This window comes from Corallococcus sp. AB011P, assembly GCF_003611605.1.
Lineage (GTDB): Bacteria > Myxococcota > Myxococcia > Myxococcales > Myxococcaceae > Corallococcus > Corallococcus coralloides.
In genome coordinates this window covers 365,334-386,934 of sequence record NZ_RAVX01000001.1, presented here as the reverse complement: position 1 = coordinate 386,934, position 21,601 = coordinate 365,334, and the positions used below count along the sequence as shown (strand labels likewise).

The window sequence follows — 21,601 nt, the reverse complement described above, 5'->3', positions numbered from 1 at the left end:
TCGCACCCGCGTTCAGGCCCTGTGCCTAGCCTGAACGCGGGGGTCACCGGAAGAGGGCGGCGCTAACGGCGGCGCTTCGCCGCGACGGGCAGTCCTTCGAACGCCGTCTCCACCATGCCGCGCAGGCTGGCCTCGTCCATGCCCGCCTTGCCCACGGCCTCCAGTCCCCGGAAGACCGCGAGCAGCATGGCGCCCAGCTTCCGGGGGTCCGCGTGGGCCGCGAGGTCCCCGTGCTCCCGGGCCTGTTCCAGGCAGCGCACGAACGCGGCCTCCAGCCCCCGGAAGGTCTCCAGCGCCCGGTCCGCTACCTGCGCGTCCTGCGCCGCCAGCTCCGACGTGCCGCGTGCCAGCAGGCACCCGCGCCGGTTCGCGGGCGCAGCCGACGCGGTGGCCACCCCCAGCATGTACTGGCGCAGCCGCTCCAGCGCCCCGGCGTCCGGCCCCTCCAGCGTCTTCTTCACCGACTCCAGGGAGCTCACGCAGTACGTGTCGAACACCTTCAGGAAGAGCTGATGCTTGTCGCCGAAGGCCCCGTAGAGGCTGCCCTTGCCCAGCCCCGTGGCCTGCATCAGGTCGTCCATGGACGTCGCCGCGTAGCCCTTGTTCCAGAACTGGTCGCGCACCGCCCGCAGCACCTGCGCTTCATCGAATGTCCGAGGCCGAGCCATGCCCGGAAAATAAAAGTTATTGACCGCTCGGTCCACCATTCTTAGATATGGACCACAAAGTCCATAACCAAGGAGCGGGACGATGGGCAGGCTCGACGGGAAGGTGGCAGTCGTCACGGGTGGAACCACGGGCATCGGCTTCGCGTCCGCGAAGCGCTTCGCGCAGGAGGGGGCGAAGGTGTTCCTCACCGGCCGCCGGCAGGCGGAGGTGGACCGGGCGGTGCAGGAGATTGGCCACGGCGCGGTGGGCGTGCGCGGAGACGTGTCCGTGATGGCGGACCTGGACCGGCTCTACGCGCGGGTGAAGGAGGAGGCGGGCCATATCGACGTCGTGTTCGCCAACGCGGGCGGCGGCGAGTTCGCGGCGCTGGGCTCCATCACGGAGGCGCACTTCGACCAGACGTTCAACGTCAACGTGAAGGGCACGCTGTTCACGGTGCAGAAGGCGCTGCCGCTCCTGAAGGACGCCGGCTCCGTCATCCTGACGGGCTCCACCGCGGGCTCGGACGGCTCGGCGGCGTTCAGCGTCTACGCGGCGACGAAGGCGGCGGTCCGCTCGTTCGCGCGCACCTGGGCGACGGACCTGAAGGGGCGGCGCATCCGGGTGAACACGCTCAGCCCGGGCCCCATCGACACGCCGGGACTCAACGGGCTGGTGCCCGACGCGGCGGGGGCGAAGCAGATCAAGGAGTACCTCACCAGCCTCATCCCGCTGGGCCGCATGGGGCAGCCAGACGAGGTGGCGAAGGCGGCGCTGTTCCTCGCGTCGGACGACAGCAGCTTCGTCAACGGCGCGGAGCTCTTCGTGGACGGCGGCGCCGGGCAGGTCTGAAGCCTGGCCCAGAAGGACAGCGTCAGTCCTCCTTGCCGTCCGGGTTCGACGCGCCCAGCTTGCGCAGCCGGGCGGCGAAGGGGCTCTCGCCGTTCACCGGCAGCGGGCCGCCGGCCATGCGCTGGCGGCGGTCCATGGCGAGGGGTCCTTCGGGAGGGCCTTCCAGGGCTTCCTTCTCGAAGCGGTCCTGGCCGCCCAGCACCCGTCCCACGGGACGGGACGAACCGACGCGACGAAAGGGATCCACGGACATGGTGCCGACCTCCGGATGACACCCCTGTTCTACCGCGCTTCGGTCCCCGGTGCATCCCACCCCCGGGGATCCTCCAGCGCGCCTCCGATGTGCCGGAGCACCCGCGCGACCAGGTCCACGTCGATGAGGCGCGCATCCCAGGTGCAGGTGAGCGTCATCGCCTTGCCGGGCACCAGGGCTCCGTCCTCCACCACGGGCACGTCCCGCACGAGCCCGGGCGCCAGCAGGAGCGGCACGCGGGTGTAGGGCACCATCGCGACGAAGCCCCGCTCCAGCCCCAGCGAGCCCAGGTTCGTCACCGCCACGGAGCCGAACGGGTCGAACGGCATTCCCACGCGGCGCAGGTTCACGTTCAGGCCGTACCAGACAAAGGACAACAGCCGCAGCGCGGGGGCCATCAGCCAGCCGGGCAACAGCGACGAGCGGCGCTTGCCCCGCTCAATCTCCACGTCCTCGCGCGCGCGGACCCGCGACACCCGCGCCTCCATGGCGTCCGCCAGCGCCTCCAGCGACTTCTGGTCCGCGCGGTGCACGGTGGCGGTGGTCAGGTCCACGCGCGACGCGCCGCTCGCGGGCTGCACCACCAGCACGCAGACACCCACGTCTTCGCGCAGCCACGGGCGCTGGCCCCGGAGCACGACGTTGGCCTCCGGGTAGCGGCGCAGCGCGTCCGCCGCGGCCTTCGCCACCAGGTGCGTCACCGTCAGCCGGCGGCCGGTGCGCGTGCGGTGCGTGGCCATGAACTCGAGCGCCGGCTCCATGCGGACCTCCAGCGCCGCGTAGGCCGTGGGGTCTCGGGGCGCGCGCCACGTCCCCAGCGCGAGCTTGCGCAGGGCACTGGCCGGGGGCGAGGGATTGAGGTCCAGGTTCATGGAAGGTTTCTCAAGCCTTTGCACGGCGGGAGGACCGCGCGCAACCGGGACGGGCACCTGTTAGACATTGGCCCCAGCGCCCCTGCCCTTCCCTCCCGCGCTCCGAGGCCCATCCGCATGAGCACCCTCGCCCTGGTCCTGTCCCTGGCGTTACAGGCCTCGCCGCCCGCGAAGCCGCTTCCGAAGCCCGCCGCGCAGGCGGAGAAGAAGGCCCCCGCGGAGGATGTCGCCGCCGCCACCCAGGCGTGGCAGGCCGAACGGCTGCGACAGCTGCAATCGCCGGACGGCTGGCTGACGCTGGTGGGGCTCACCTGGTTGAAGGAGGGCGAGCAGACGGCCGGCTCCGCGCCCGACAGCGCCGTGCCGCTGCCCTCACCGGTGCCGGCCAGGGCGGGGACCTTCGTGCGCAAGGGCAACAGCGTGAGCTTCCAGCCCGCGCCGGGTGTGGCCTTCACGCTGGAGGGCAAACCCTTCACGGGCGGCGCGCTGAAGACAGACGAGAAGGGCGCGCCGGACGTGGTGCGGCTGGGCACCGTGAGCTTTCAAATCATCCTCCGGAAGGACAGGCTGGGCGTGCGGGTGAAGGATTCGGAGGCGGCGGCGCGCAAGCAGTTCCACGGCATCCCGCTGTATCCGGCCAGCGCGGACTGGAAGGTGGAGGCGCGGCTGGTGCCGGACGAAAAGCCGCGCATGATCAGCGTGCCCACGGTGCTGGGGTACTCGGAGGAGATGCAGTCCGCCGGCACGCTCGTCTTCACGGTGGCGGGCAAGGAGCACCGCCTGACGCCCGTGGGGGAGGAGGGAGACGGAGAGCTGTTCATCGTCTTCGGCGACGAGACGAACCGCGACACGACCTACGGCGCCGGCCGCTTCCTCGAAGCGCCGCTGCCGGACAAGGACGGGCGCGTCTTGCTGGACTTCAACCGCGCCTACAATCCGCCGTGCGCCTTCTCGCGCTTCGCCACCTGCCCGCTGCCTCCGCGTAGCAACCGCCTGCACCTGCGCGTGGAAGCCGGTGAGAAGCGCGCGGGAGAACACTGACCCCTCAAAACGCCTCCGCCCGCTTCCCTCCAGGAGGGAAACGGGCGGCGTGGGGGCGTCACCAGGAAAAGCCTCAGAGCTGGATGGTCTTCTCCACTTCCGCCATGCGGAAGCGCGCCATCGCCAGGTTCGCGTTCGCGCGGTGCAGCGCGATGTAGAGGAACAACCCCTCGCGGGCCGCGAGCGGACGGATGATGTGGTACTGCTCGCCCAGGGTGATGAGCATGTCCTCGATGCGGTCCTTGATGCCCAGGGCCTTCATCGTCTTCAGCTTGGCGCGCATCACCTCCGTGTTGCCCGCCGCCGCCGCCTCGACGTTGAAGCCCGCGGATCCGACACTTCCCAATGTCATCCCGCTGTTGGCATCCGCGAGACAGACCGCGAACGCCCCTTCAATCTTCATCGCCTCTTCCAGCGCCTGCTTCACGTTCGCCATGACTTCACTTTCCAGTAGGACGGGGGACCCGGATGCGGACTGCGACTGCGGAACGGCAGGCTGCGTCTGTGTGGTGTCGGCCGTGAGCTCCGTCAGCTCGAACGTCAGCTGGCTGGAGTAGGAGCGCGGCTGCGGCACGAAGAGCGCCTGCGCCTCCGTCAGCCCGAAGAGCGTCTCCAGCTGCGCGGCCACGTGGTGGCACAGCAGGTCGCGCAGCGTGTCGCGCGGCACCAGGCCCCACGCCACCAGCGTCTCGCAGAAGTTGCCGCCGCTCTTGCGGCACTCCGCCATCACCTGCTCGACGTCCTCGCGGCTCACCAGCTTCGCGTCGATGAGCGCCGTGGAGAAGCTGCGCGCGCCCGGGCCCGTGAGCACCGTCCACGCTACCTTGCGCTCCACCACGAAGATGCGGCCGGAGACCGTGGTGGACTTCACCACCACCTCACCGCCCAGCTTGCTCTCCAGCGCTTCGTTCAACACCGCCCGGACGACCTGACGGGGCTGGGACACCTCGTTTCGGGGGGCCGGGTTCATGCGGAAGTCCACAGTGACCGTCAGTGATGTCGCGGTCCGTCAAGGGGGCGGGGTCGGCGAAATACTAAGCAACGACGCTGCATAATGGCAACCCAGCTGTAAAATTCGGGGATTCGATGACTCCCCTGGGGTTGTCGGAACCCCGTACAAACGTCTGAGTGTCTTGTACCGAAGAACCAAAGACAACGGAACAATTCCAGAGCAGCAAAAACCCGACGCATGCGTCCGACAGCGCAATGCGTCGAGAGGTCGAGGGGTTGTCCCCCCAACATTTCCCTCTGGAAACGGGGCAGGCAGGCGGATCCGCAGGGGAAATCCGTTCCTTCGCGCGGCACGTAAAACCCCCAGAGCGCATGAAGCACCCTGGGGGCCTGGGTCCTGTTGGACCATGTTTCACCCTGTTGGCGGCTCAGTGCACTGGGGGTGCGCGGTCCGCGGTGGCTTCCGGGGCCAGGGGCGACTCCAGACGTGGGGCGATGCCGTCCTTCAGCTGGCGCAGCACGGCGGCGCAGAAGGCCTCCAGGTCATCCGGCTTGCGGGAGGTGATGAGGTTGCCGTCCTCCACGACCTGGCGGTCCACCCAGCGCGCTCCAGCGTTGATGAGGTCCGTCTTGATGGAGGGGAACGAGGTGACGGTGCGCTCGTCCGCGATGTCCGCCTCCACCAGCATCCACGGCGCGTGGCACACGGCGGCGATGGGCTTGTCCGCCTTGAAGAAGTCGCGCACGAAGCCGACCATGCCAATGTCCATGCGCAGGTGGTCCGGCGAGTAGCCGCCGGGAATCACCAGCGCGGCGAAGTCCGCGGCCTTCACCTCCTTCACCGCCTTCTCCGTGCGGATCTCCGCGCCCTTCTTCCCCTTGAGCGTCTTGCCGGCCTCCACGCCGATGACGACGGGCTCGTGGCCCGCCTGCTTGAGCTTGTCGTAGGGGACCTGGAACTCGGAGTCCTCGAAGTCGTTCGCCACGATGAATGCGATGCGCGCCATGGAACTGCCTCCCGCTGGGCAAAGGTTGCCGTTGAACCCGCCCGAGCAAGGTGCCCACGACAGGGACCGCGACAACGCCACCCGGCACCGTCTTCCAGTCCCGAATGCGCTCGGCTGCCCCCCTTCCAGGTCGGTAGGCCGCGTTCACCAACGCTAGATTGTCGCCATGCGCTCCCGACGCCTGCTCCTGTCCGCCCTCGTGGTGCTCACCGCCTCCGCCTCCGCCTGCCGCAAGAGCCAGGCGCAGGGGACGGCCTCCGCCGCGGACTGCATCCTGATGGAGGACGGCTGGGGCCAGGACGGCAGCGTGCCCGTCACCGTGGACGTGGTGGCGGAAGGGCTGGAGGTCCCCTGGGGAGTGGCCTTCCTGCCGGGCCAGGACGGCGACGCGCTCATCACGGAGCGGCCGGGCCGCGTGCGGCTCTTGCGCGGAGGCCAGCTGCAGCCCGGAGCCGTGGCCACGCTGCCCCTGACGGCGAACGGCGAGGGCGGCCTGCTGGGCATCGCCGCGCACCCTGACTTCGCGACGAACCGGCGGTTCTACCTGTACGTCACCACCCAGGCGGGCGGGAAGGCGCAGAACCGGGTGGAGCGCTGGACGCTGTCACCGGACAACACGAGCGCGACCTTCGAGCGCGTCATCTTCGGCGGCATCCCGTCCGCGAAGTATCACGACGGCGGGCGGCTGCGCTTCGGGCCGGACGGCATGCTGTACGTGGGCACGGGCGACTCGCGCGACCCGGACCTGTCCCAGGACGTGGCCAGCCCCGCGGGCAAGCTGCTGCGCCTGACGCCGGACGGGGCGGTGCCCCAGGACAATCCCTTTCCGAATTCGCCCGCGTTCCTCCTGGGTGTGCGCAACACGCAAGGCTTTGACTGGAAGGACGCCACCACGCTGTACCTCACCGACCACGGCCCCAGCGGAGAGACGATGCGCTTCGGCCACGACGAGGTGAACGTGGTGAAGGCGGGCGACAACCTGGGCTGGCCCGGCATCTATTCATGCGAGACGCAGAGCGGGCGCATCACCCCGTCGCTCACCTTCGATGACGCCGCGCCCCCGGGAGGCGCCGCCGTCTACACGGGCAGCGCGATTCCGGAGTGGAAGGGGTCGCTGCTCGTGGGCACGCTCAAGTCCAAGCACCTGCACCGGGTGGAGTTCGATTCACAGGAGCCCCGGCGCGTGGCCAGGCACGAGGTGTACCTGCGCAACACCTGGGGCCGCCTGCGCGACGTGCTGATGGGCCCCGACGGCCACCTGTACGTCACCACCAGCAACTGCGACGGCCGGGGCGAGTGCGGCCCGAAGAAGGACCTGCTCCTGCGCGTCCGGCGTTAGCTCACGCTCTCCGCGCTGTAGCGGGCCAGGAGGCCCGTGCGCACCGCGTAGCGGTAGACGCGCTGGAACACCCAGCCCGCCAGCACGATGTCCAATAGCGCCAGCGCGAAGCCCCAGCCGAGCGTGGCGCCGGAGAACTCGCCGCCGGCCACCAGCGTGCGCACACCCTCGAAGACGTAGGACGGGGGCAGCAGCTTCGCCACCCACTGCATCCACTCCGGCAGCGTGGACAGCGGGTAGAAGACGCCCACGAACGGGGACAGCAGGCTGGGGATGGGCCAGACGAACCACTCGGACGCGGGGCCCAGCCTCAGCACCATCGCGCTGCTGAGGATGCCCAGCGCGATGCCGAAGAGGAACAGCACCATCACGAAGGGGATGAACATCGCCCCGTAGGCGGCGAAGGACAGGCCGAACACCGCGGTGGACAACAGCAGCATGACAACGAGGCCAATGGCGCTGGTCACGATGCTCGTCACCACCAGGCCGCCCACGTACTCCGGCAGCGTGAGCGGCGTGGCGAAGACGTTGAGGAAGTTGCGCGACCAGACGTCCTCGAAGAAGCCCGTCGTCAAACCCTGCATCACGCGCGCGAAGAAGTCCCAGAGCAGCACCGCGCCCAGGAGCGCCGGCACGAAGTCGTAGCCCGAGGACGTCACTTCGTTGAGGTACCGGGTCATGAAGCCCCACAGCACCATGTCCACGGCCACCCAGGCGAACAGCGGCACCACGCGCGCGAAGTTGCCCTTGTAGAGATAGAACTGGCGCAGCGCGATGCCCGCGACGTGATTCAGGTTCATGGCGCTTCGCTCCTCTCCAGCGCCAGCGGCTCGTTGGCCACGGCGATGAACAGCTCCTCCAGCGTGGCCTTTCCGTGCTCGCGCGGCAGCGTCTTCGGGTCGCCCTCCAGCAGCACCCGGCCGCGCGCCAGGAAGAGGACGCGGTCACAGACGGACTCCACCTCGTACATGTTGTGGGACGTCCACAGCACGCTGCTGTTGCCCTTCGCGGCGAAGTCGCGGATGCGGGTGCGGATGTCCAGCGCCGTGGCCGGATCCAGCGACGCGGTGGGTTCGTCCAACAGCAGCAGGCGGGGCTCGTTGAGCATGGCCTTGGCCAATGACACGCGCGTCTGCTCGCCGGAGGACAGCACGCCGCACTTGGTGTCGCGGAAGCGCTTCAGGTCGTACTCCTCCAGCAGCGTCTCGATGCGGGCGGACAGCCCCTTCACGCCGTAGATGAGGCCGAAGACGCGCAGGTTCTGGGCCACGGTGAGGTTGCCGGGAAGGGGCGCGTAGACGGCGGCGAAGTTGGTGCGGGACAGCGCCTTCACCCGCTGGGTCTCCAGGTCGGTGCCTTCGATGGTGATGGTGCCGGAGGTGGGCTGGAGCACGCCCAGGAGCATGTTGATGGTGGTGCTCTTGCCCGCGCCGTTGGGGCCCAAAAGTCCCACGATTTCGCGGCGGCGCACGTGGAAGGAGATGCCGTCCACGGCCGTGTGGGCGCCGTAGGTCTTGCGCAGGGCCGTGACGGAGAGGACCCAGGTGTCCAGCGAGCCGGATTTCATCTGGGTGTTGCTGTACCACGCGGACATCCCGCCGCCAGGGCGCACTTCCGGAGGGAGGAAGGCAGGCGGGCGGGGCCTCGGGCGTGGCGACGAAAAGCGGGCGGTGCCCGTGCACGGTCCGCGCGAATCTGGAAAGCTTCGCGCCCTTCCCTGGTCCCAGTGGGGTCGCCGTGCTGCTGGAAGTACCTATTCTGATCGGCCTGATGGTGGCGGCTATCGCGCTTGCCATCGCCGCCAAGCGGGCCAGCGTGCCGTACAACGTCGCGCTGGTGCTTGGTGGCCTTCTCATCTCCGTCGCACACCTGCTGCCGGGCGTGCCCCCGCTCAACCCGCAGGTGGTCTTCCTCATATGCCTACCGCTGCTGCTCTTCGAGGGCGGCATCATGGCGGACCTCAATGGCATCCGCGCGAACGCGGTCTCCATTGGCCTGCTGTCCACGCTGGGGATGGTCCTCGCCATTGGCGCCACCGGCGCCGCGCTGCACTGGATGCTGCACCTGGCGTGGGGGCCCGCGCTGCTCTTGGGCTCCATCCTCGCGGTGACGGACACGGTGTCCATTCTCTACGCCTTCCGCCGTGCGCCGGTGCCCGGGCGGCTGGCGGGCATCATCCAGGGCGAGAGCCTCTTCAATGACGGCACCGCGCTGGTGGCGTACACGGCCATCGCGGCGGTGGTGGCGGGCGGCGTGGCGCCCTCGCTGGGGTCCTTGAGCGGCCACGTGCTGCTCGCGTCGGTGGGTGGCGCGGTGGTGGGCCTGGCGCTGGGCCTGCTGGGCGGCTTCATCATCCGGCGCGCGGAGGATCCGCTCGCGGAGATCATGGTGACGACGGCGGTGGCGCTGGCGTCCTACGTGATGGCGGAAGAGGTGCACCTGTCGGGCGCCATCTCCGCGGTGGTGGCGGGGTTGGCGGTGGGCGTGACGCTGCGGCGGGAGGTGCCGCCGCAGAGCCAGGTGGCCATCCACTCCTTCTGGGAGTACGCCACCTTCGGCGTCAACACGTTCCTCTTCCTCTCCGTGGGTCTGGACACGCGGCCAGAGGCGCTCCAGGGGCACCTGCCGGGCGTGGGCATCGCGGTGGTGGCGGTGGTGCTGGGGCGCGCGGTGGCCATCTACCTGCCCTTCCTGCTGCTGCGGCTGTTCAAGCCCGCGGAGACCATCCCGCTGCGCTGGCAGCACGTGTTCCTGGTGGGCAACATCAAGGGCGCGCTGTCCATCGGTCTGGCGTTGGGTCTTCCGGAGACCACGCCCGCGAGAGAGCAGATTGTCTCCATCGCGTTCGGCGTCACGCTGGTGTCCATGGTGGGCCAGGGGTTGATGCTCACGGGCGCGCTCAAGGCGCTGGGATTGTTCCAGCAGGACGCGGTGGCGGTGGAGATGGCGGAGCAGCGCGGGAAGCTCATCGCCAGCCGCGCGGCGCACGTGGAGCTGGACGCGTTGCATTCGCAGGGCCTGTTGCCGCGCGCGGCCTATGAGCACCTGCGCAGCGAGTACCAGGTGAACATCGCCCGGGCGGAGCGGGAGCTGCGGCGCATCAGCGAGCAGCACCTGGCGGAAGGGGCGAAGGACCTCTTGAGCACGCGGCGGCGGCTCATCGACGCGGAGCGCACGGCGTTGCAGGGGGCCCGGCGCAACGGGCTGATTCCGGAGGCGACAGCGGAGGAGATGCTGGCGCACCTGGACGGGCGGATGTTGGACCTGGAGAAGGTGCTGCACGGCGGGCACGCGAACTCGGAAGGCAAGGAGCACAAGGCGTCATGAGGATCGTCATCGCGGGGGGAGGACGGGTGGGCGGCGCGCTGGCGGCGCGGCTCGTGTCGGAGCAGCACACGGTGACGGTCATCGAACGCGACGCGAGCATCTGCGCGCGCCTCTTTGAAGAGGTGGGCGTGGTGACGGTGTGCGGGGACGCCACCAACCCGCGCGTGCTGGAGGCGGCGGGCATCGGGACGGCGGACGTGGCGGCGGCGGTGCTGGCGCACGACCCGGCGAACCTGGCGTTCGCCATGCTGGTGCGCGCCACATCCAGCGCGCGCCTGATGGTGCGGATGCTGGACACGAACTACCGCGACGCGTACCGGCTGGCGGGCGTGAAGGAGCTGGTGGCGGAAGCGGACGTGGTGGTGGCGAAGATGACCACCGCCATCGACTTCCCGCAGGTGTCCGGGTCGCTGCCGCTCAGCAGCGGTGACGCGCTCCTCTTCGAGCTGGCCATTCCCGCCCGCGCCCGGGTGGCGGGGCAGACGGTGGCGCAGGTGCGCGGCATGGAGGGATTTCCTCGCGAGTGCATCTTCATCGCGCTGGTGGATCCGCAGGGCCACACCGCGCTGCCAGAGGGCAACACGCAGCTGAAGGCCGGGCACAACGTCATCCTCGTGGCGCGGCGCACGCAGGTGGCGAAGGCGGTGGAGTTCCTCACGTCGGAGCCGCCGCTGGGCGCGGGCCTGGCGTCGTCGCTGGCGACGACGTTGCGCAAGCTGGACTTCCTGGCGCCCCTGAGTGACGGCGAGCTGGAGACGGTGGCGCGCGGCGCGGAGCTGCTCCAGACGCCCGCGGGCACGGAGCTGTTCCGCCAGGGCGACGCGGGCGAGACGTTCTACGTCGTCATCTCCGGCGAGGTGGCGATGAAGGACGGCTCACGGCAGACGGTGGCCACGGTGAAGCAAGGTGGCTTCTTCGGAGAGCTGGCTCTGCTCACGGGCGAGCCACGCAACGCCACCGCCGTCACCGCCACGCCGTGCGAGCTGGCCGCCGTGGGCCGCGAGGACTTCCGCGGCGTGATGATGGCCAACCCCGCCGTCGCGCTGGAGATGAGCCGCATCCTGGGCCAGCGGCTGTCACGCCTGGGCGGACAGGCGCAGCAGACGAAGCGGCGCGGGCTGTTTGGGCGCTGAAAAGACAGACACCCTTCAGGCGGAGAAGCTCATCCCCGCCTGAAGAGGCCCGTCACGGGCTGTCGATGACCACCCTCGGCGTGTCGCCGAGCCTGATGGTGAGGCCAGACTCGCGCGGCACGGGGGCTGACGAACGGATGACCACCGTCGCGCCCTCGACCCGCTGCGGGATGACGCACTGGACGCCCGACGTGATGATCCGGGGGGAATTGCGACCGTACGAGTCGGTCCAGGTGGCCACCACGCAGTGCTCCTTGCCGTCCGCGTCGCAGTCCACTCCCGCCGGGGAACCGTCCCACGGCACGCACGTGAGGACGGCCGTCACCGTGACGCGGTCGTCCGCGTCGCGGACAGCGGTGGCGGTCCGGACGCCCACCAGGTCCGGGCCGAAGCCACACGCGGCCAGCAGGCTACAGCACGTCAACATCCAGGGGATTCGCAGGGACATGGGGAGGCTCAGGGGCTGGCGATGATGATGCGGGTGCTGCGCGGGTCCACCTGGACCAGGATGCGCCAGTCGTGTTCGGCAGGGACGACGCCCGGCGAGACGACGGTCAGCTTCCTGCGGATGACGGTGGTGCCGACCGGCTCGCACGTCCGCTGCATGAACAGGGGCGTGCTGAAGGAGGCGTCCGTCACCAGGTACCAGCCCGCCTCGACGCAGAGGGGCTCGTCTTCCGGCAATCCGCAGTCTTCTTCCGCCGGCTGCTGCCCCTTGAGCGCGAAGCACGTGACGTAGACATCCAGAGACACCCGGCCATCCTCCAGCCGCGTGGCCCGGACACTGGACACGTCGGGTGCTTGCAGGTCCTCGCCGCAGCCCATGGCGGCCAACGCCAACAACATCCCACTCACGGTACGCCGCATCACGGCTCCCCCAGACAAGAAGACCCGCCCTTCATAGCAAGACATGCGCATGTCAGGGGCTCTCCAAGAAGACGCGCGGGCCCTCTCCACCGATGAGGGTCCTTCCCAGCTCCAGGGTCCAGGGCACGTCGCGCGGCACGGGCTCCGGTGAGCGCAACACCACGGTCGCCCCCTCCCAGCGCTGGGGTTTCAAACACTCGGAGACGCGCCAGACTCCCAAGGAGGAGCGCTCCTCCCCCAGGACGTCCGGGGTCGGGTACCCAATGAGCCCGATGCACAGGGACTCCCCATCCTTGTCACAGCCGTCGGGCTCCGAGCCGTTCGCGGGCACGCAGGTCAAGACGGCGGTCACGGTGACGTGGTCGTCCGCGTCACGGGTGGCGGAGGCGGCGCGAACGCCCACGGCGTCCCAACGAGGCCCGCAGGCCGCCAGCAGGCCCGCGAGGGCCACGATGATGAAGGTCGGATGCATGGGGGGCTCAGGGGTTGGGGATGATGACGTTCGTCACGCGGGGATCCGCGCTGACCAGGATGCGCAGCCCGGGGTCACGGTCCACGGCCTCCGGCGTGGTGACCGTCACCTGGGTGCCGATGATGTCGGGGACCGTCTGGCACGACTCCGCCCGGTGCAGCGGATGGGCGAAGGCCGTGTCGTCGGCCGCGTACCACGTCGCGGAGACGCAGACGCGCTCGCCATCCGCGTCACAGCCTTGCGACCGCGCGAAGCCGTAGACGAGGCCGCAGGTCAGCGTGACTTCGACGGAGACACGGTCGTCCTCGAGCCGTGCCGCCGTGGCATCCCACACGCCGGCCGCCTCCAGCCCAGACTCACAGCCAGCAAGGATGGGGAGCAGCAGCACCAGCCAGCGACGCACGCGGGACCTCCGGGAGCAGGGGACCCCGCGCCCCAGAGCAACACCCGTGCCCACTGGCCGACAGACGGCCGCACTCCGAGTAGCCCCTCGCAATCCCTGACAGACATGTCAGGGCATGACGCCCGTGCCCTGCCGCCCGGGCTCAGGAGGACTGCTTGAGGCGCCCGCACACCGCGGACGCCGCCAGGAAGCCCACGCTGAAGGCGCTGCGGAAGCGGTCGTAGAGCGCGCCCACGCCGGGCACGTTGGCGATCATGTCGCCGAAGCTCCACATCTCCTCGTGCGCGTGGATGAGCGGCAGCACCTCACCGCCGCCCTCGCCGCGCTGGAGCGTGAAGTCGTACACGAGCAGCGTGCGCAGCGGGTACGTGTAGAGCCACGCGAACTGCTTGAGGTTCATCACCCCGTCCACGATGGCCCGCCCGCTCTTCCCGTCCGGCTCCAGTTGGACGTTGAGCTGGAAGATGTCGAAGTCGAAGCGGAACATGCAGTGGAAGCCCGCCGCGCCCTTGCGGTACGTCTCCTTGCCGCCCCCCTTCTGCCAGGGGTCGGTGAAGGTGACGTCCTCCGCGATCATCGGCATCAGCTCCGCGTCCAGCACCGACGCGGGGATGGACGTCGTGTAGAGCAGCCGCGTCACCTCCCGGAAGCGCGCTTCCAGCTGCTCAATCAGTGCCTGCTCCGCCTTGCGCATACGTCCCCCCTGCCCGCTCTTGGACCGCGCCTGAAGGTAGGCACGGGCCTGGGACAGGGGAAGACGGGGTGCGTCAGCCGCTCAGCTCCGTGAGGAGCTGCGCCGCCTGGTCCTTCACGATGTCGTCCGCGGCGCCCAGCGACTGCGCCTGCTTCGCGTGCCGGGTGGCTTCCGCCCGATCGAACGGCTGGGTGGCGCGCGCCAGGTTCAGGTGCGTGAGCGCGTCCTGGGGGTTCGCCTCCAGCACCCGCTCCAGCAGCACGCGGGCCCGCGCGTGGTCCTGGTCGCCCATCAGCAGGCGCACCAGGTCGTTGGTGGGGCCGGGCTCGTGGGGCGCCGCCGCCACGGTCTCCTCCAGGAGCTTGCGGGCCTCGGCGCGCTCGCCCAGCGCCTCGTGCGCCTGCGCCAGCGAGTGGCGGATGTCCCACTGATTCGGAGCGCGCTGGAGGGCCTCCTCGAAGAGGGCCTTCGCATCCGCCAGCTCCCCGGCCAGCATGCAGGCCATGCCGTGCAGGTGGACGTAGCGGACCTGCGCGGGGTCCAGTTCGCGCAGCTCCAGGATGGTGCGGCGGGCCGCGTCCTGGCCGTTGGCCTGGAGGTAGAGGCGGAAGAGGTCCTGCAACACCGCCACGCGCATGCGGCCCTGCGCGTGCTCCAGGGCCCGCGTGGCCGCCGCGATGGCGGCCCCGATGGCGCCGCTCTCCGCGTGCGCGCGCGACAACATCAGGTGCGGCAGGGCCTCCTGGGGCGCCAGCGAGGCGGCCTGCTGGAAGTGGGTCACCGCCGCCGCCGTGTCCTTGCGCTGCACCGCGATGCGCCCCAGCTCGAAGTGCGGATAGACGCTGTGGGGCGCCACCACCTGCGCGGCCTCGAAGGCGGCCTTCGCACCCTCCAGGTCGCCGCGATCCGCCAGGAGCGTGCCCAGGTTGAAGCGCTCGAAGTAACCGGCGGTGGGCGCGGCGGCCAGCGCCTTGAGCGTCACCAGCGCCACGGGGTCTCCGGCCTGCGCCTTGAGCATGGCCAGGTGCGCCTGCGCCTCCGTGTTGTCCGGCTGCACCTGCAACAGGCGCGTCACGGCCCCTTCCGCCTCCTTCGCGGCGCCGGTGCTCAGGTGGGCGCGCACCAGGCCCATCAGACAGTCCACGTCCTTCGGGTCGATGGAGAGGCCCTTCTGGAAGCTCTTCACCGCCTCCGCGGGCTGACCCTGCTGGAGCGACTGCCCACCCTCTTGCGCGTACCTGGATGCCATGGTCCCCCCTAACTACCACGAGCCTCCAGATTCCCCGCCTCCCCGCCTGCCCCTACCGGCGCAGCGCGGCCAGGGCGACACCCGGGACCTTCCACCAGGACGGGGACTGCTCGAATTCCACCAACCGGCGGCCCAGCGCCGCCACGCCCTTGTGGCCCGGCACCCACGGCGGCGAGAGCAGGGACGTGAGCGGAGCGCGCAACACCGCCTTCTCGATGGACTCCAGCATGAACGTGTTGTGCACCCAGCCCTGCCCGCTCTGGATGTCCCGGGGCGACGCGGACGGATGGCCACCCCAGGGCATGCTGCCCAGCGCGTACGCCGCCGCGGGCCAGGTGTTGAGGGCCACCGTGCCGTAGCGCAAATCCCGCACCGCCTTCTCCACCGCCGCGCGCACCCTCGGGTCCCGCATCGTCTTCGGATGGACGATGAGCGTCGCGTTCAGCGTGCCCCACACCTTCTCGTTGAGGAACGCCACCGCGGCCTCCAGGAAGGCCACCGGTTCGTCGGAGCCCGGCAGCCCCGTCTCCGACAGCACCGTGCACCAGGGTTCGTTGTGGAAGACGCGGTCGTCCGTCTTCGATGGATCCACGTCCGGAATCAGCGCGTAGGCCAGGTCGCCCTCGCCGGGGTTGCCCACCAGCCGCAGGTTCGGGCGCGCGTCCGTGAACTGGTGCCAGCGCTCCTGGGCGCCCGGGTAGTACGCGCGGCGCACGGGCGCGTGGCCCAGGCTCGCCTGGATGCGGTCCATCAGCGCGCCGCGTTGGATCCAATTCTTCGGCTGCACCAGCAGCTTCGCCGCGTTGCAGTTGAAGGACGCGTTGTTGGCGACCATGCCGGCGATGTCGTTCGCCTGGAAGCGCAGCTCGCCGTCCGAGTACGGCCCCGGCACCACCACCACGGGGGAGATGTTGCCCAGCTCGCTGGAGACGTGCTTCGCGAGCAGCGGTTCATTCTTCCGGCGGCGCTCGTCGGACTCCGGGCCGGGCGGGCCCCACACGAGCGCGTCGTGGGTCTTGTCGCTGCCGGTGATGTGCACCTCGTCCACGGAGTCGTGGTGGACCAACTGCGCGCCCTCCTCCGCACCGCCGTACACGATGGCCAGCGCGTCGCGCGCGATGAGCGGCGCGAAGGCCTGTTCCAGGAACGTGCCCAGGTACGCGTTGACGGGGTTCATCTTGAGCACGCAGGCGGTGCCCTCGACGAAGAGCTTGTAGAGGCAGTCCATGGGCGGGATGGAGTTGACGTTGCCGCCGCCCAGCACCGCGCAGACCCGGCCCTTGTGGGGCTTGCGGTAGAAGGACGCCTGGTGTTCGCGCAGGTTGGCCGCGGTGACTCCGGGCTGGAAGTAGACCTCGCCCGTGGTGCCGAGGAGCAGCAGCCCCTCCAGCCTGTGCCGGGGGAACAGCCGCGCGGCGAGCCGCCCGTCCTCCAGCGTGCGCAGGTGCTTCGCGGGGATGACGGGCGCGCCGTGCTTCTGGATGTCCTTCAGCGCGTCCGAGAGCAGCCGCAGGTTGCGCACCACCACCATGGGCCCGGCGAGCCACTCCTCACCCGCGAGTGGACCGCCGGGGTTGATGCCCTTCGCCTCGCAGGCCGCGCGCACGCTGGGCTCCGCGATGGCGGCGTACGCGTGGCACAGGTCCTCCAGGAGCCGGATGCGCTCCGTCAGGGCGAGCTTCGCCCACGCGCTCGAGCCCTCACGGACCCGGCGCACCAGGATGTCGATGGTGGTGCGTGACGTGTGCTGCGGGACGGCGGCGGACATGGCGACCTCCGAGACAGGCTTCACACCGGGTCCCGGTATAGGGAACCCCCGCGTGCGCCATCACCGAGGGGCCGCGCCCTCCGTCCTCAGGAGGGCAGAGGCTCGGCCAGGCCCTTGCGGATGGCCTCGTCGATGACGGCCATCACCTTCTTCATGTTCTCGCGGCTGCGCGCCGCCTGCTGCTCGCCCAGCTTCCCCTGCTGCTCGCCCAGCTTCGCCTGCTGCTCACCCAGCTTCGCCTGCTCCTCACCGAGCGCCTCCATCTTCTTGCTGAGCTCCTCCTGCTGCTTGTCCAGGCCCTCCAGTTCCTGGTCGAAGGAGTCGTCGCGCTTGTCGAGCTCCGCCTCCTTGCGGTCGCGGTCGGGGCCGTCCGCGAGCGAGTGGAGGCGGGCGCGCTCCATGGCGATCTCCGCGCGCTTCGCGGCGATGGCGGCGTGCTTCGCGGCGATCTGCGACATCGGGTAGCCAAGCTCCGCCTGCTTCTGGCCCAGCGCGGCCTGCTGCGCGCCCAGGGCCGCCTGCTTCTCACCGAGCGCGCCCTGCGCGTCGCCCAGCTTGCGGTCGTCCTCCATCAGGTTGCGCACCTGCTCCAGCGTCTTCGCGTCGCGGATCAGCATGGGCTTGTTGTCGCGGCGCACGAAGAGCAGGTCCTTGCCCTGCTGCTTGAAGGTGCGCGCCAGGTACAGGTCGTCCGTGCTGCCGGCCATCATCGTGCGGCCGTCGGAGAGGTACGCGAAGGTGTCGCCGTCCTCGACGCCCATGTCCGGAGGCGCGGGCGGCGCGGGAGGACGCGGCGCGGCCGCGAGCATGGGGGCCCTGGGCGCCACCGGGGACACCGCGCTCCGGACCGGAGGCACGGGCGGCACCGGCGGGGTGAGCCTGCCACTGACCGGCGGCGCGGGCGGCGCGGGCGGCACCGGAGCCCGCTTGTCATTGTCCGGGATGGGCGCGGGCGCGGACGGCGGGACGTGCGTGGTGAGCTGCGTGGCCCGCGTCGCTCCCGGCGTGGGAGGAGGCAGCGGGGGCAGCGCGGGCAGCGGCGGCGCGTCCGCGGGTGTGCCGGGCGCCTTCGCGGTGTGCTCCGTCACGGTGGGCTTCGACGCGGGGGCCGGCTTCGCGTTGGGGGCCGGCGCGGCGTCCTCGGGCAGGTACCGGACGGTGCCCACCCGGACGGGGGCGAGGGCCGCGTCCTTCGCGGCGGGAGCGGTGCTCTCCGCGGGCGCCTTGGCGACGACCTGGAAGGGCATCAGGACCACTGCGCCGAGGGCGAACAGCGCACCCTTCAGCCACCGGCGGGGTTGCGTGGGGACGACGTCGACATGTTCCAGCATGCGGAGCCTCCTGTGCAGCGCGTGAAGGTGGGCCGACGCCCCGAGCGCCGCTGCGCTGCCCGGGGGCCGGGTGATGCCAAAGGCGATGAGCAACTCGCCGTAGTCCGCGGGCTCCGCGCCGGTGAGGCGCAGCGCCTCCGCGTCGCATGCCTCTTCCCGGGCGAGCGCGTACTCACGGGCCGCCTGGCGCGCGAGCGGGTGGAAGAAGAGGACTGTCTCCGCCAGCGCCGGCACCCAGCCCAGCCACAGGTCCCCGCGCCGCAGGTGCGCCACTTCATGCGCCAGCGCCATGCGCAGCGAGTCCTCCGGCAAATCGCGCAGCGCCTTCGCGGGCAGCACGATGACCGGCGACACCAGCCCCGCGGCCAGCGGGCTCACCACCTCGTCCGACACGAGCAGCGTGGGCGGACGGCGCAGGCCCGCTTCATTCGCGAGGAACTCCGCCTCCTCCTCCAGCACCGGGTGACACAAGGGCCGCGCGCGCTCCCGCATGCCCCGCACCTGGCGCCACGCCAGCACGTGCCCCCGCACCTTCCACGCCACGCCCGCGCCCCACAGGACGAGCAGCGCCCACACCCCGCCCACCGTCCACGGATGCGCGCGGAGCGACACCACCGCGCTCTTGAAGAACGAAGTGACCCGCACCCCGGTCGAGAGCTCCTCCGCGTGAGCCGGTGTCTGCCCTTGCGGCGACACCCGCATGCTCACGGTCGCATCGGGCGCAGTGAGCACCATGACCGTCCGTCCCGGCGTCTGGGATTGAGCGCCTTCCACGCGGACCGTCTGGGATTGCGCGGCGGTGTCCTCCACGGGCAGCAGCGCCAGCGGCATGGGCTTGGGCCAGCCCAGCGTGAGCACGAACTTGAGCGCCACCAGCCACCAGAGGCCGGCGCGCAGGGCCGCGGGCAGGCGCGGCACCGTCCGGGCCAGCAACCAGACGGCCAGCGCGCACAGCGCCCCCTGCCACGAGGCGCGCCACACCGACTCCGACCACGACGACCACCACGGCGAGGTCATGAGAGTCATCACGGGGCTCACTCCTTCCGCTTCTGGCGCAGGCGCGCCACGACGTCCTGGAGCTGCTTCAGCTCTTCGTCGGACACGTCCTCCGTCTCCGACAGGTAGGTCACGAACGGAGACAGTGACCCGCTCAGCGTGCGCTGCACGAAGTTCCCTACGACGTCGCGCAGCAGCTCTTGCGTCGCCACCGGCGAGGCGTACTGGAACACCCCGTTCACCTTGCTCCGGGTCAGGTGCCCCTTCAGCCGCAGCCGCTCCATCACCGTCAGGATGGTGGAGCGCGCCAGGCCCTGCGCCTCACCGAAGCGCTCGGCCACCTCGCCCACCGTCGCCGGCCCGTGCTCGGCCACGTACCGCAGCACCGCCAGCTCCTGCTCTCCCACCGGCTTCTTCATGCGCCCTGCCCTCCGTGACGACAGCTGTAGTCAGAAAGCAAGGTACGCCTGACTACAGGCGTAGTCAAGCGGGTGTCTCCAGGGGGGCGGACGCTTTTCCTGCTCAGGCTTCGAGAGAAGGCACCGATAGGCATCAGGGGTCTCCCTCAACGACAGCCGCGCCCTGCGTCCATAATCTGGCCACCCCCATGACGTGCCCTCCGCACCCTCCGGACCGGGCACGTCGACGAAAGGCAGGCGAAGATGCGAGGCATTGGTGGCCCCAAGCTGAACCAGACGAAATTCAAGGTCGGCAACAACACCACGAAGGTGGGCGAGCAGGTGAAGTACGGCCCCACCGCGGACCTGAACGCTAAGCAGCAGCAGAAGCTCACCGACCACTACGGCGAGCACGGCACGGCGAAGACTCCGCAGAACTCCCTGAACCGCCTGACCCAGTACAGCGATTCACACACCACGTACACGAAGGCGGCGACGGCCTCCGGGCGTCCGCTGACGGAGCAGGAGGCGCTGGTCGCGGGGAGCGCGAAGAACAAGGCGCCCGCCTCCAGCATCAACCACGTCATCGCCTCCGGCACCGGCCAGAACGTCCTCAACCACGAGACGCTCCAGTTCAAGGAGGGCGTGAAGAACACGAACACCGGCAACCAGAAGCTGGGCACGGCCGCCACGCCCAAGGAGAAGGCCGCGGCCCAGAAGCAGGTGCAGCAGGGCCTGGCGCAGCAGGCCGCGGGCGTGGGCCGCATGCAGGGCTACTCACGCGCCACGCTCGCCGAACGTCAGGGCGAGCTGACTCCGGCGCAGGTGCAGGCGAAGCGCAACGGCGCGCTCCAGAACACCCTCACCGCGATGCAGGGCCCTGATCAGGGCACGCGCTTCGGCGCCTACAAGGACGTGCTGAAGGACACCTTCGACTCGCCGGGCAACCTGCGCCTGGGCAACCGGACGCAGAACACGAAGATCAGCACCGGCTTCGACACGCCGCTGGACGCGAAGGGCAAGCCCACGGAGCGCGCCGAGCGCCTCTTCCACGCGCACCAGACCTTCGGCCCGGACCGGCTGCTCACCAAGGAGCGCCTCTTCACCCTGGATGACAAGGGGGAGGCCATGTCCAGCAGCAAGGAGACGGCGAAGGTGGGCGACAAGCGCAAGGCGGACGCCGCGGACACCGATGCCGCGCCGTCCTCGTCGAAGCGGCGCAAGAAGCTCTAGCGCCTACAGCCCGGCACCTGAGCGCCCGCTCGCCCGGCCGCTCAGGTAAGGGTCGGGGAGCAGCGGACCGTGTGTGTCCTTGTCTCTGTCGGAAGGGCAACCAGATTTCTGGCAGCCGACTTCAAACCCGACACACACGGAGATTTCCCATGAAGCTCCCTCTGTTCGCGGCGATCGCCGCCCTGTCGCTGTACGGTTGCGCCAGCCACAACGCCAACACCCGCGAGGCCTCGTCACCGGAAGCCGGTGCCATCGGAGGCTCGGGCAGCGCGGGCGAGTCCCTGGACACCAGCGGGAGCATCGACTCCTCGTCCTCGGACTCCTCCAACCAGGAGCTGCCCGGTGAGACCGGCAACGTCAGCGACCTGGAGAAGCGCGACCGCATGAACGCGCCCACCGTCTACGAGGGCGAGGCGACCGGCGGCTCCGGCGCTCCCGACGAGGCCGTGAAGACCGGCGACGGCGAGAAGTGGGACGTCCAGCAGAACACGCCCACCGAGTTGGGCGACACCCAGTCCCCCTCCGGCGCGGTGAACCAGAACCGCGACCCCCAGGAGAAGGGCAACCTGGGCACCGAGGGCAACCTCGGCGGCACTGGCGGCTCCGGCGCCACCAGCACCGAGGGCAAGAGCGAAGTGAGCGACGAGACCGGGTCCGGCGCCCTCAACAGCGACGTGGACGCGCCCAGCACGGACACCTCCAAGGTGGAGCCGGACGCCACGCCGGATCCCACGAACTAGTCATCGCACCCCACGCGAGGGCGGATA

23 protein-coding genes are annotated in these 21,601 nt (G+C 70.1%); 7 read left to right on the top strand and 16 right to left on the bottom strand.

Annotation, left to right across the window (positions count from 1 at the left end; translation table 11 throughout):
- Positions 1–62: 62 nt before the first annotated feature.
- Positions 63–668 carry a TetR/AcrR family transcriptional regulator gene (locus D7X30_RS01710; RefSeq protein ID WP_233591313.1) on the bottom strand — a complete coding sequence of 202 codons (606 nt, stop codon included), beginning with the start codon at positions 666–668 and terminating at the stop codon, positions 63–65.
- An 82-nt stretch (positions 669–750) separates the two neighbouring features.
- Between D7X30_RS01710 and D7X30_RS01705 the strand changes: the two genes are divergently transcribed.
- Positions 751–1,500 (top strand): SDR family NAD(P)-dependent oxidoreductase, encoded by a 750-nt coding sequence (locus D7X30_RS01705; protein ID WP_120561068.1) that lies wholly within the window; start codon positions 751–753, stop codon positions 1,498–1,500.
- Positions 1,501–1,522: 22 nt separating this feature from the next.
- On the opposite strand, the gene D7X30_RS01700 is transcribed toward D7X30_RS01705, so the two are convergent.
- Together D7X30_RS01700 and D7X30_RS01695 are read right to left on the bottom strand one after the other, a co-directional pair.
- Positions 1,523–1,753 (bottom strand): hypothetical protein, encoded by a 231-nt coding sequence (locus D7X30_RS01700; RefSeq protein ID WP_120561067.1) that lies wholly within the window; start codon positions 1,751–1,753, stop codon positions 1,523–1,525.
- Between the two features lie 29 nt (positions 1,754–1,782).
- Positions 1,783–2,625, bottom strand: coding sequence for a 2-oxo acid dehydrogenase subunit E2 (locus D7X30_RS01695; protein WP_120561066.1), 843 nt, complete (start codon positions 2,623–2,625; stop codon positions 1,783–1,785).
- 117 nt (positions 2,626–2,742) lie between these two features.
- Here D7X30_RS01695 and D7X30_RS01690 point away from each other — a divergent pair, with 117 nt between their 5' ends.
- Positions 2,743–3,666, top strand: coding sequence for a DUF1684 domain-containing protein (locus D7X30_RS01690; protein ID WP_120561065.1), 924 nt, complete (start codon positions 2,743–2,745; stop codon positions 3,664–3,666).
- Positions 3,667–3,739: 73 nt separating this feature from the next.
- Here D7X30_RS01690 and D7X30_RS42555 read toward each other — a convergent pair whose 3' ends face one another.
- Positions 3,740–4,636: a hypothetical protein gene (locus D7X30_RS42555; RefSeq protein ID WP_120561700.1), complete on the bottom strand. Its 897-nt coding sequence runs from the start codon at positions 4,634–4,636 to the stop codon at positions 3,740–3,742.
- Positions 4,637–5,045: 409 nt separating this feature from the next.
- A complete protein-coding gene (locus D7X30_RS01680) occupies positions 5,046–5,624 on the bottom strand; it encodes a type 1 glutamine amidotransferase domain-containing protein (protein ID WP_120561064.1) in 579 nt (192 codons plus the stop codon).
- Positions 5,625–5,790: 166 nt separating this feature from the next.
- Here D7X30_RS01680 and D7X30_RS01675 point away from each other — a divergent pair, with 166 nt between their 5' ends.
- Positions 5,791–6,963, top strand: coding sequence for a sorbosone dehydrogenase family protein (locus D7X30_RS01675; RefSeq protein ID WP_120561063.1), 1,173 nt, complete (start codon positions 5,791–5,793; stop codon positions 6,961–6,963).
- Here the strand turns inward: D7X30_RS01675 and D7X30_RS01670 are convergent.
- Both D7X30_RS01670 and D7X30_RS01665 read right to left on the bottom strand, forming a co-directional pair.
- Entirely contained in the window at positions 6,960–7,763 is an 804-nt protein-coding gene (locus D7X30_RS01670; protein ID WP_120561062.1) for an ABC transporter permease, read from the bottom strand. The genes D7X30_RS01675 and D7X30_RS01670 overlap by 4 nt on opposite strands.
- On the bottom strand, positions 7,760–8,557 hold the full coding sequence (locus tag D7X30_RS01665) for an ABC transporter ATP-binding protein (RefSeq protein ID WP_233591312.1): 798 nt from the start codon (positions 8,555–8,557) through the stop codon (positions 7,760–7,762). The genes D7X30_RS01670 and D7X30_RS01665 overlap by 4 nt, the downstream gene beginning before the upstream one ends.
- A 176-nt stretch (positions 8,558–8,733) precedes the next feature.
- Here D7X30_RS01665 and D7X30_RS01660 point away from each other — a divergent pair, with 176 nt between their 5' ends.
- Positions 8,734–10,290 (top strand): cation:proton antiporter, encoded by a 1,557-nt coding sequence (locus D7X30_RS01660; protein WP_233591311.1) that lies wholly within the window; start codon positions 8,734–8,736, stop codon positions 10,288–10,290.
- Entirely contained in the window at positions 10,287–11,423 is a 1,137-nt protein-coding gene (locus D7X30_RS01655) for a cyclic nucleotide-binding domain-containing protein (RefSeq protein ID WP_120561061.1), read from the top strand. The genes D7X30_RS01660 and D7X30_RS01655 overlap by 4 nt, the downstream gene beginning before the upstream one ends.
- A gap of 52 nt (positions 11,424–11,475) precedes the next feature.
- Here the strand turns inward: D7X30_RS01655 and D7X30_RS01650 are convergent, their stop codons facing one another.
- From D7X30_RS01650 to D7X30_RS01610, 9 genes are all read right to left on the bottom strand, one after another.
- Positions 11,476–11,871 (bottom strand): hypothetical protein, encoded by a 396-nt coding sequence (locus tag D7X30_RS01650; protein WP_120561060.1) that lies wholly within the window; start codon positions 11,869–11,871, stop codon positions 11,476–11,478.
- Between the two features lie 8 nt (positions 11,872–11,879).
- On the bottom strand, positions 11,880–12,290 hold the full coding sequence (locus tag D7X30_RS01645; protein ID WP_147443065.1) for a hypothetical protein: 411 nt from the start codon (positions 12,288–12,290) through the stop codon (positions 11,880–11,882).
- Between the two features lie 52 nt (positions 12,291–12,342).
- Complete coding sequence (locus D7X30_RS01640; protein WP_120561058.1) at positions 12,343–12,762, bottom strand: hypothetical protein; 420 nt, start codon at positions 12,760–12,762, stop codon at positions 12,343–12,345.
- Between the two features lie 7 nt (positions 12,763–12,769).
- Positions 12,770–13,165 (bottom strand): hypothetical protein, encoded by a 396-nt coding sequence (locus D7X30_RS01635; protein ID WP_120561057.1) that lies wholly within the window; start codon positions 13,163–13,165, stop codon positions 12,770–12,772.
- 142 nt (positions 13,166–13,307) lie between these two features.
- On the bottom strand, positions 13,308–13,859 hold the full coding sequence (locus D7X30_RS01630) for a hypothetical protein (RefSeq protein ID WP_120561056.1): 552 nt from the start codon (positions 13,857–13,859) through the stop codon (positions 13,308–13,310).
- A 73-nt stretch (positions 13,860–13,932) separates the two neighbouring features.
- Entirely contained in the window at positions 13,933–15,108 is a 1,176-nt protein-coding gene (locus D7X30_RS01625; protein WP_120561055.1) for a tetratricopeptide repeat protein, read from the bottom strand.
- A 52-nt stretch (positions 15,109–15,160) separates the two neighbouring features.
- Positions 15,161–16,876 carry an aldehyde dehydrogenase gene (locus D7X30_RS01620; protein ID WP_120561054.1) on the bottom strand — a complete coding sequence of 572 codons (1,716 nt, stop codon included), beginning with the start codon at positions 16,874–16,876 and terminating at the stop codon, positions 15,161–15,163.
- 86 nt (positions 16,877–16,962) lie between these two features.
- On the bottom strand, positions 16,963–19,233 hold the full coding sequence (locus D7X30_RS01615) for a M56 family metallopeptidase (protein ID WP_233591310.1): 2,271 nt from the start codon (positions 19,231–19,233) through the stop codon (positions 16,963–16,965).
- Positions 19,234–19,241: 8 nt separating this feature from the next.
- Complete coding sequence (locus D7X30_RS01610; protein ID WP_120561052.1) at positions 19,242–19,622, bottom strand: BlaI/MecI/CopY family transcriptional regulator; 381 nt, start codon at positions 19,620–19,622, stop codon at positions 19,242–19,244.
- Between the two features lie 243 nt (positions 19,623–19,865).
- On the opposite strand from D7X30_RS01610, the gene D7X30_RS01605 reads away from it, so the two are divergent.
- A complete protein-coding gene (locus tag D7X30_RS01605) occupies positions 19,866–20,834 on the top strand; it encodes a hypothetical protein (protein WP_120561051.1) in 969 nt (322 codons plus the stop codon).
- 149 nt (positions 20,835–20,983) lie between these two features.
- On the top strand, positions 20,984–21,574 hold the full coding sequence (locus D7X30_RS01600) for a hypothetical protein (protein WP_120561050.1): 591 nt from the start codon (positions 20,984–20,986) through the stop codon (positions 21,572–21,574).
- The last annotated feature ends 27 nt before the right edge of the window (positions 21,575–21,601 follow it).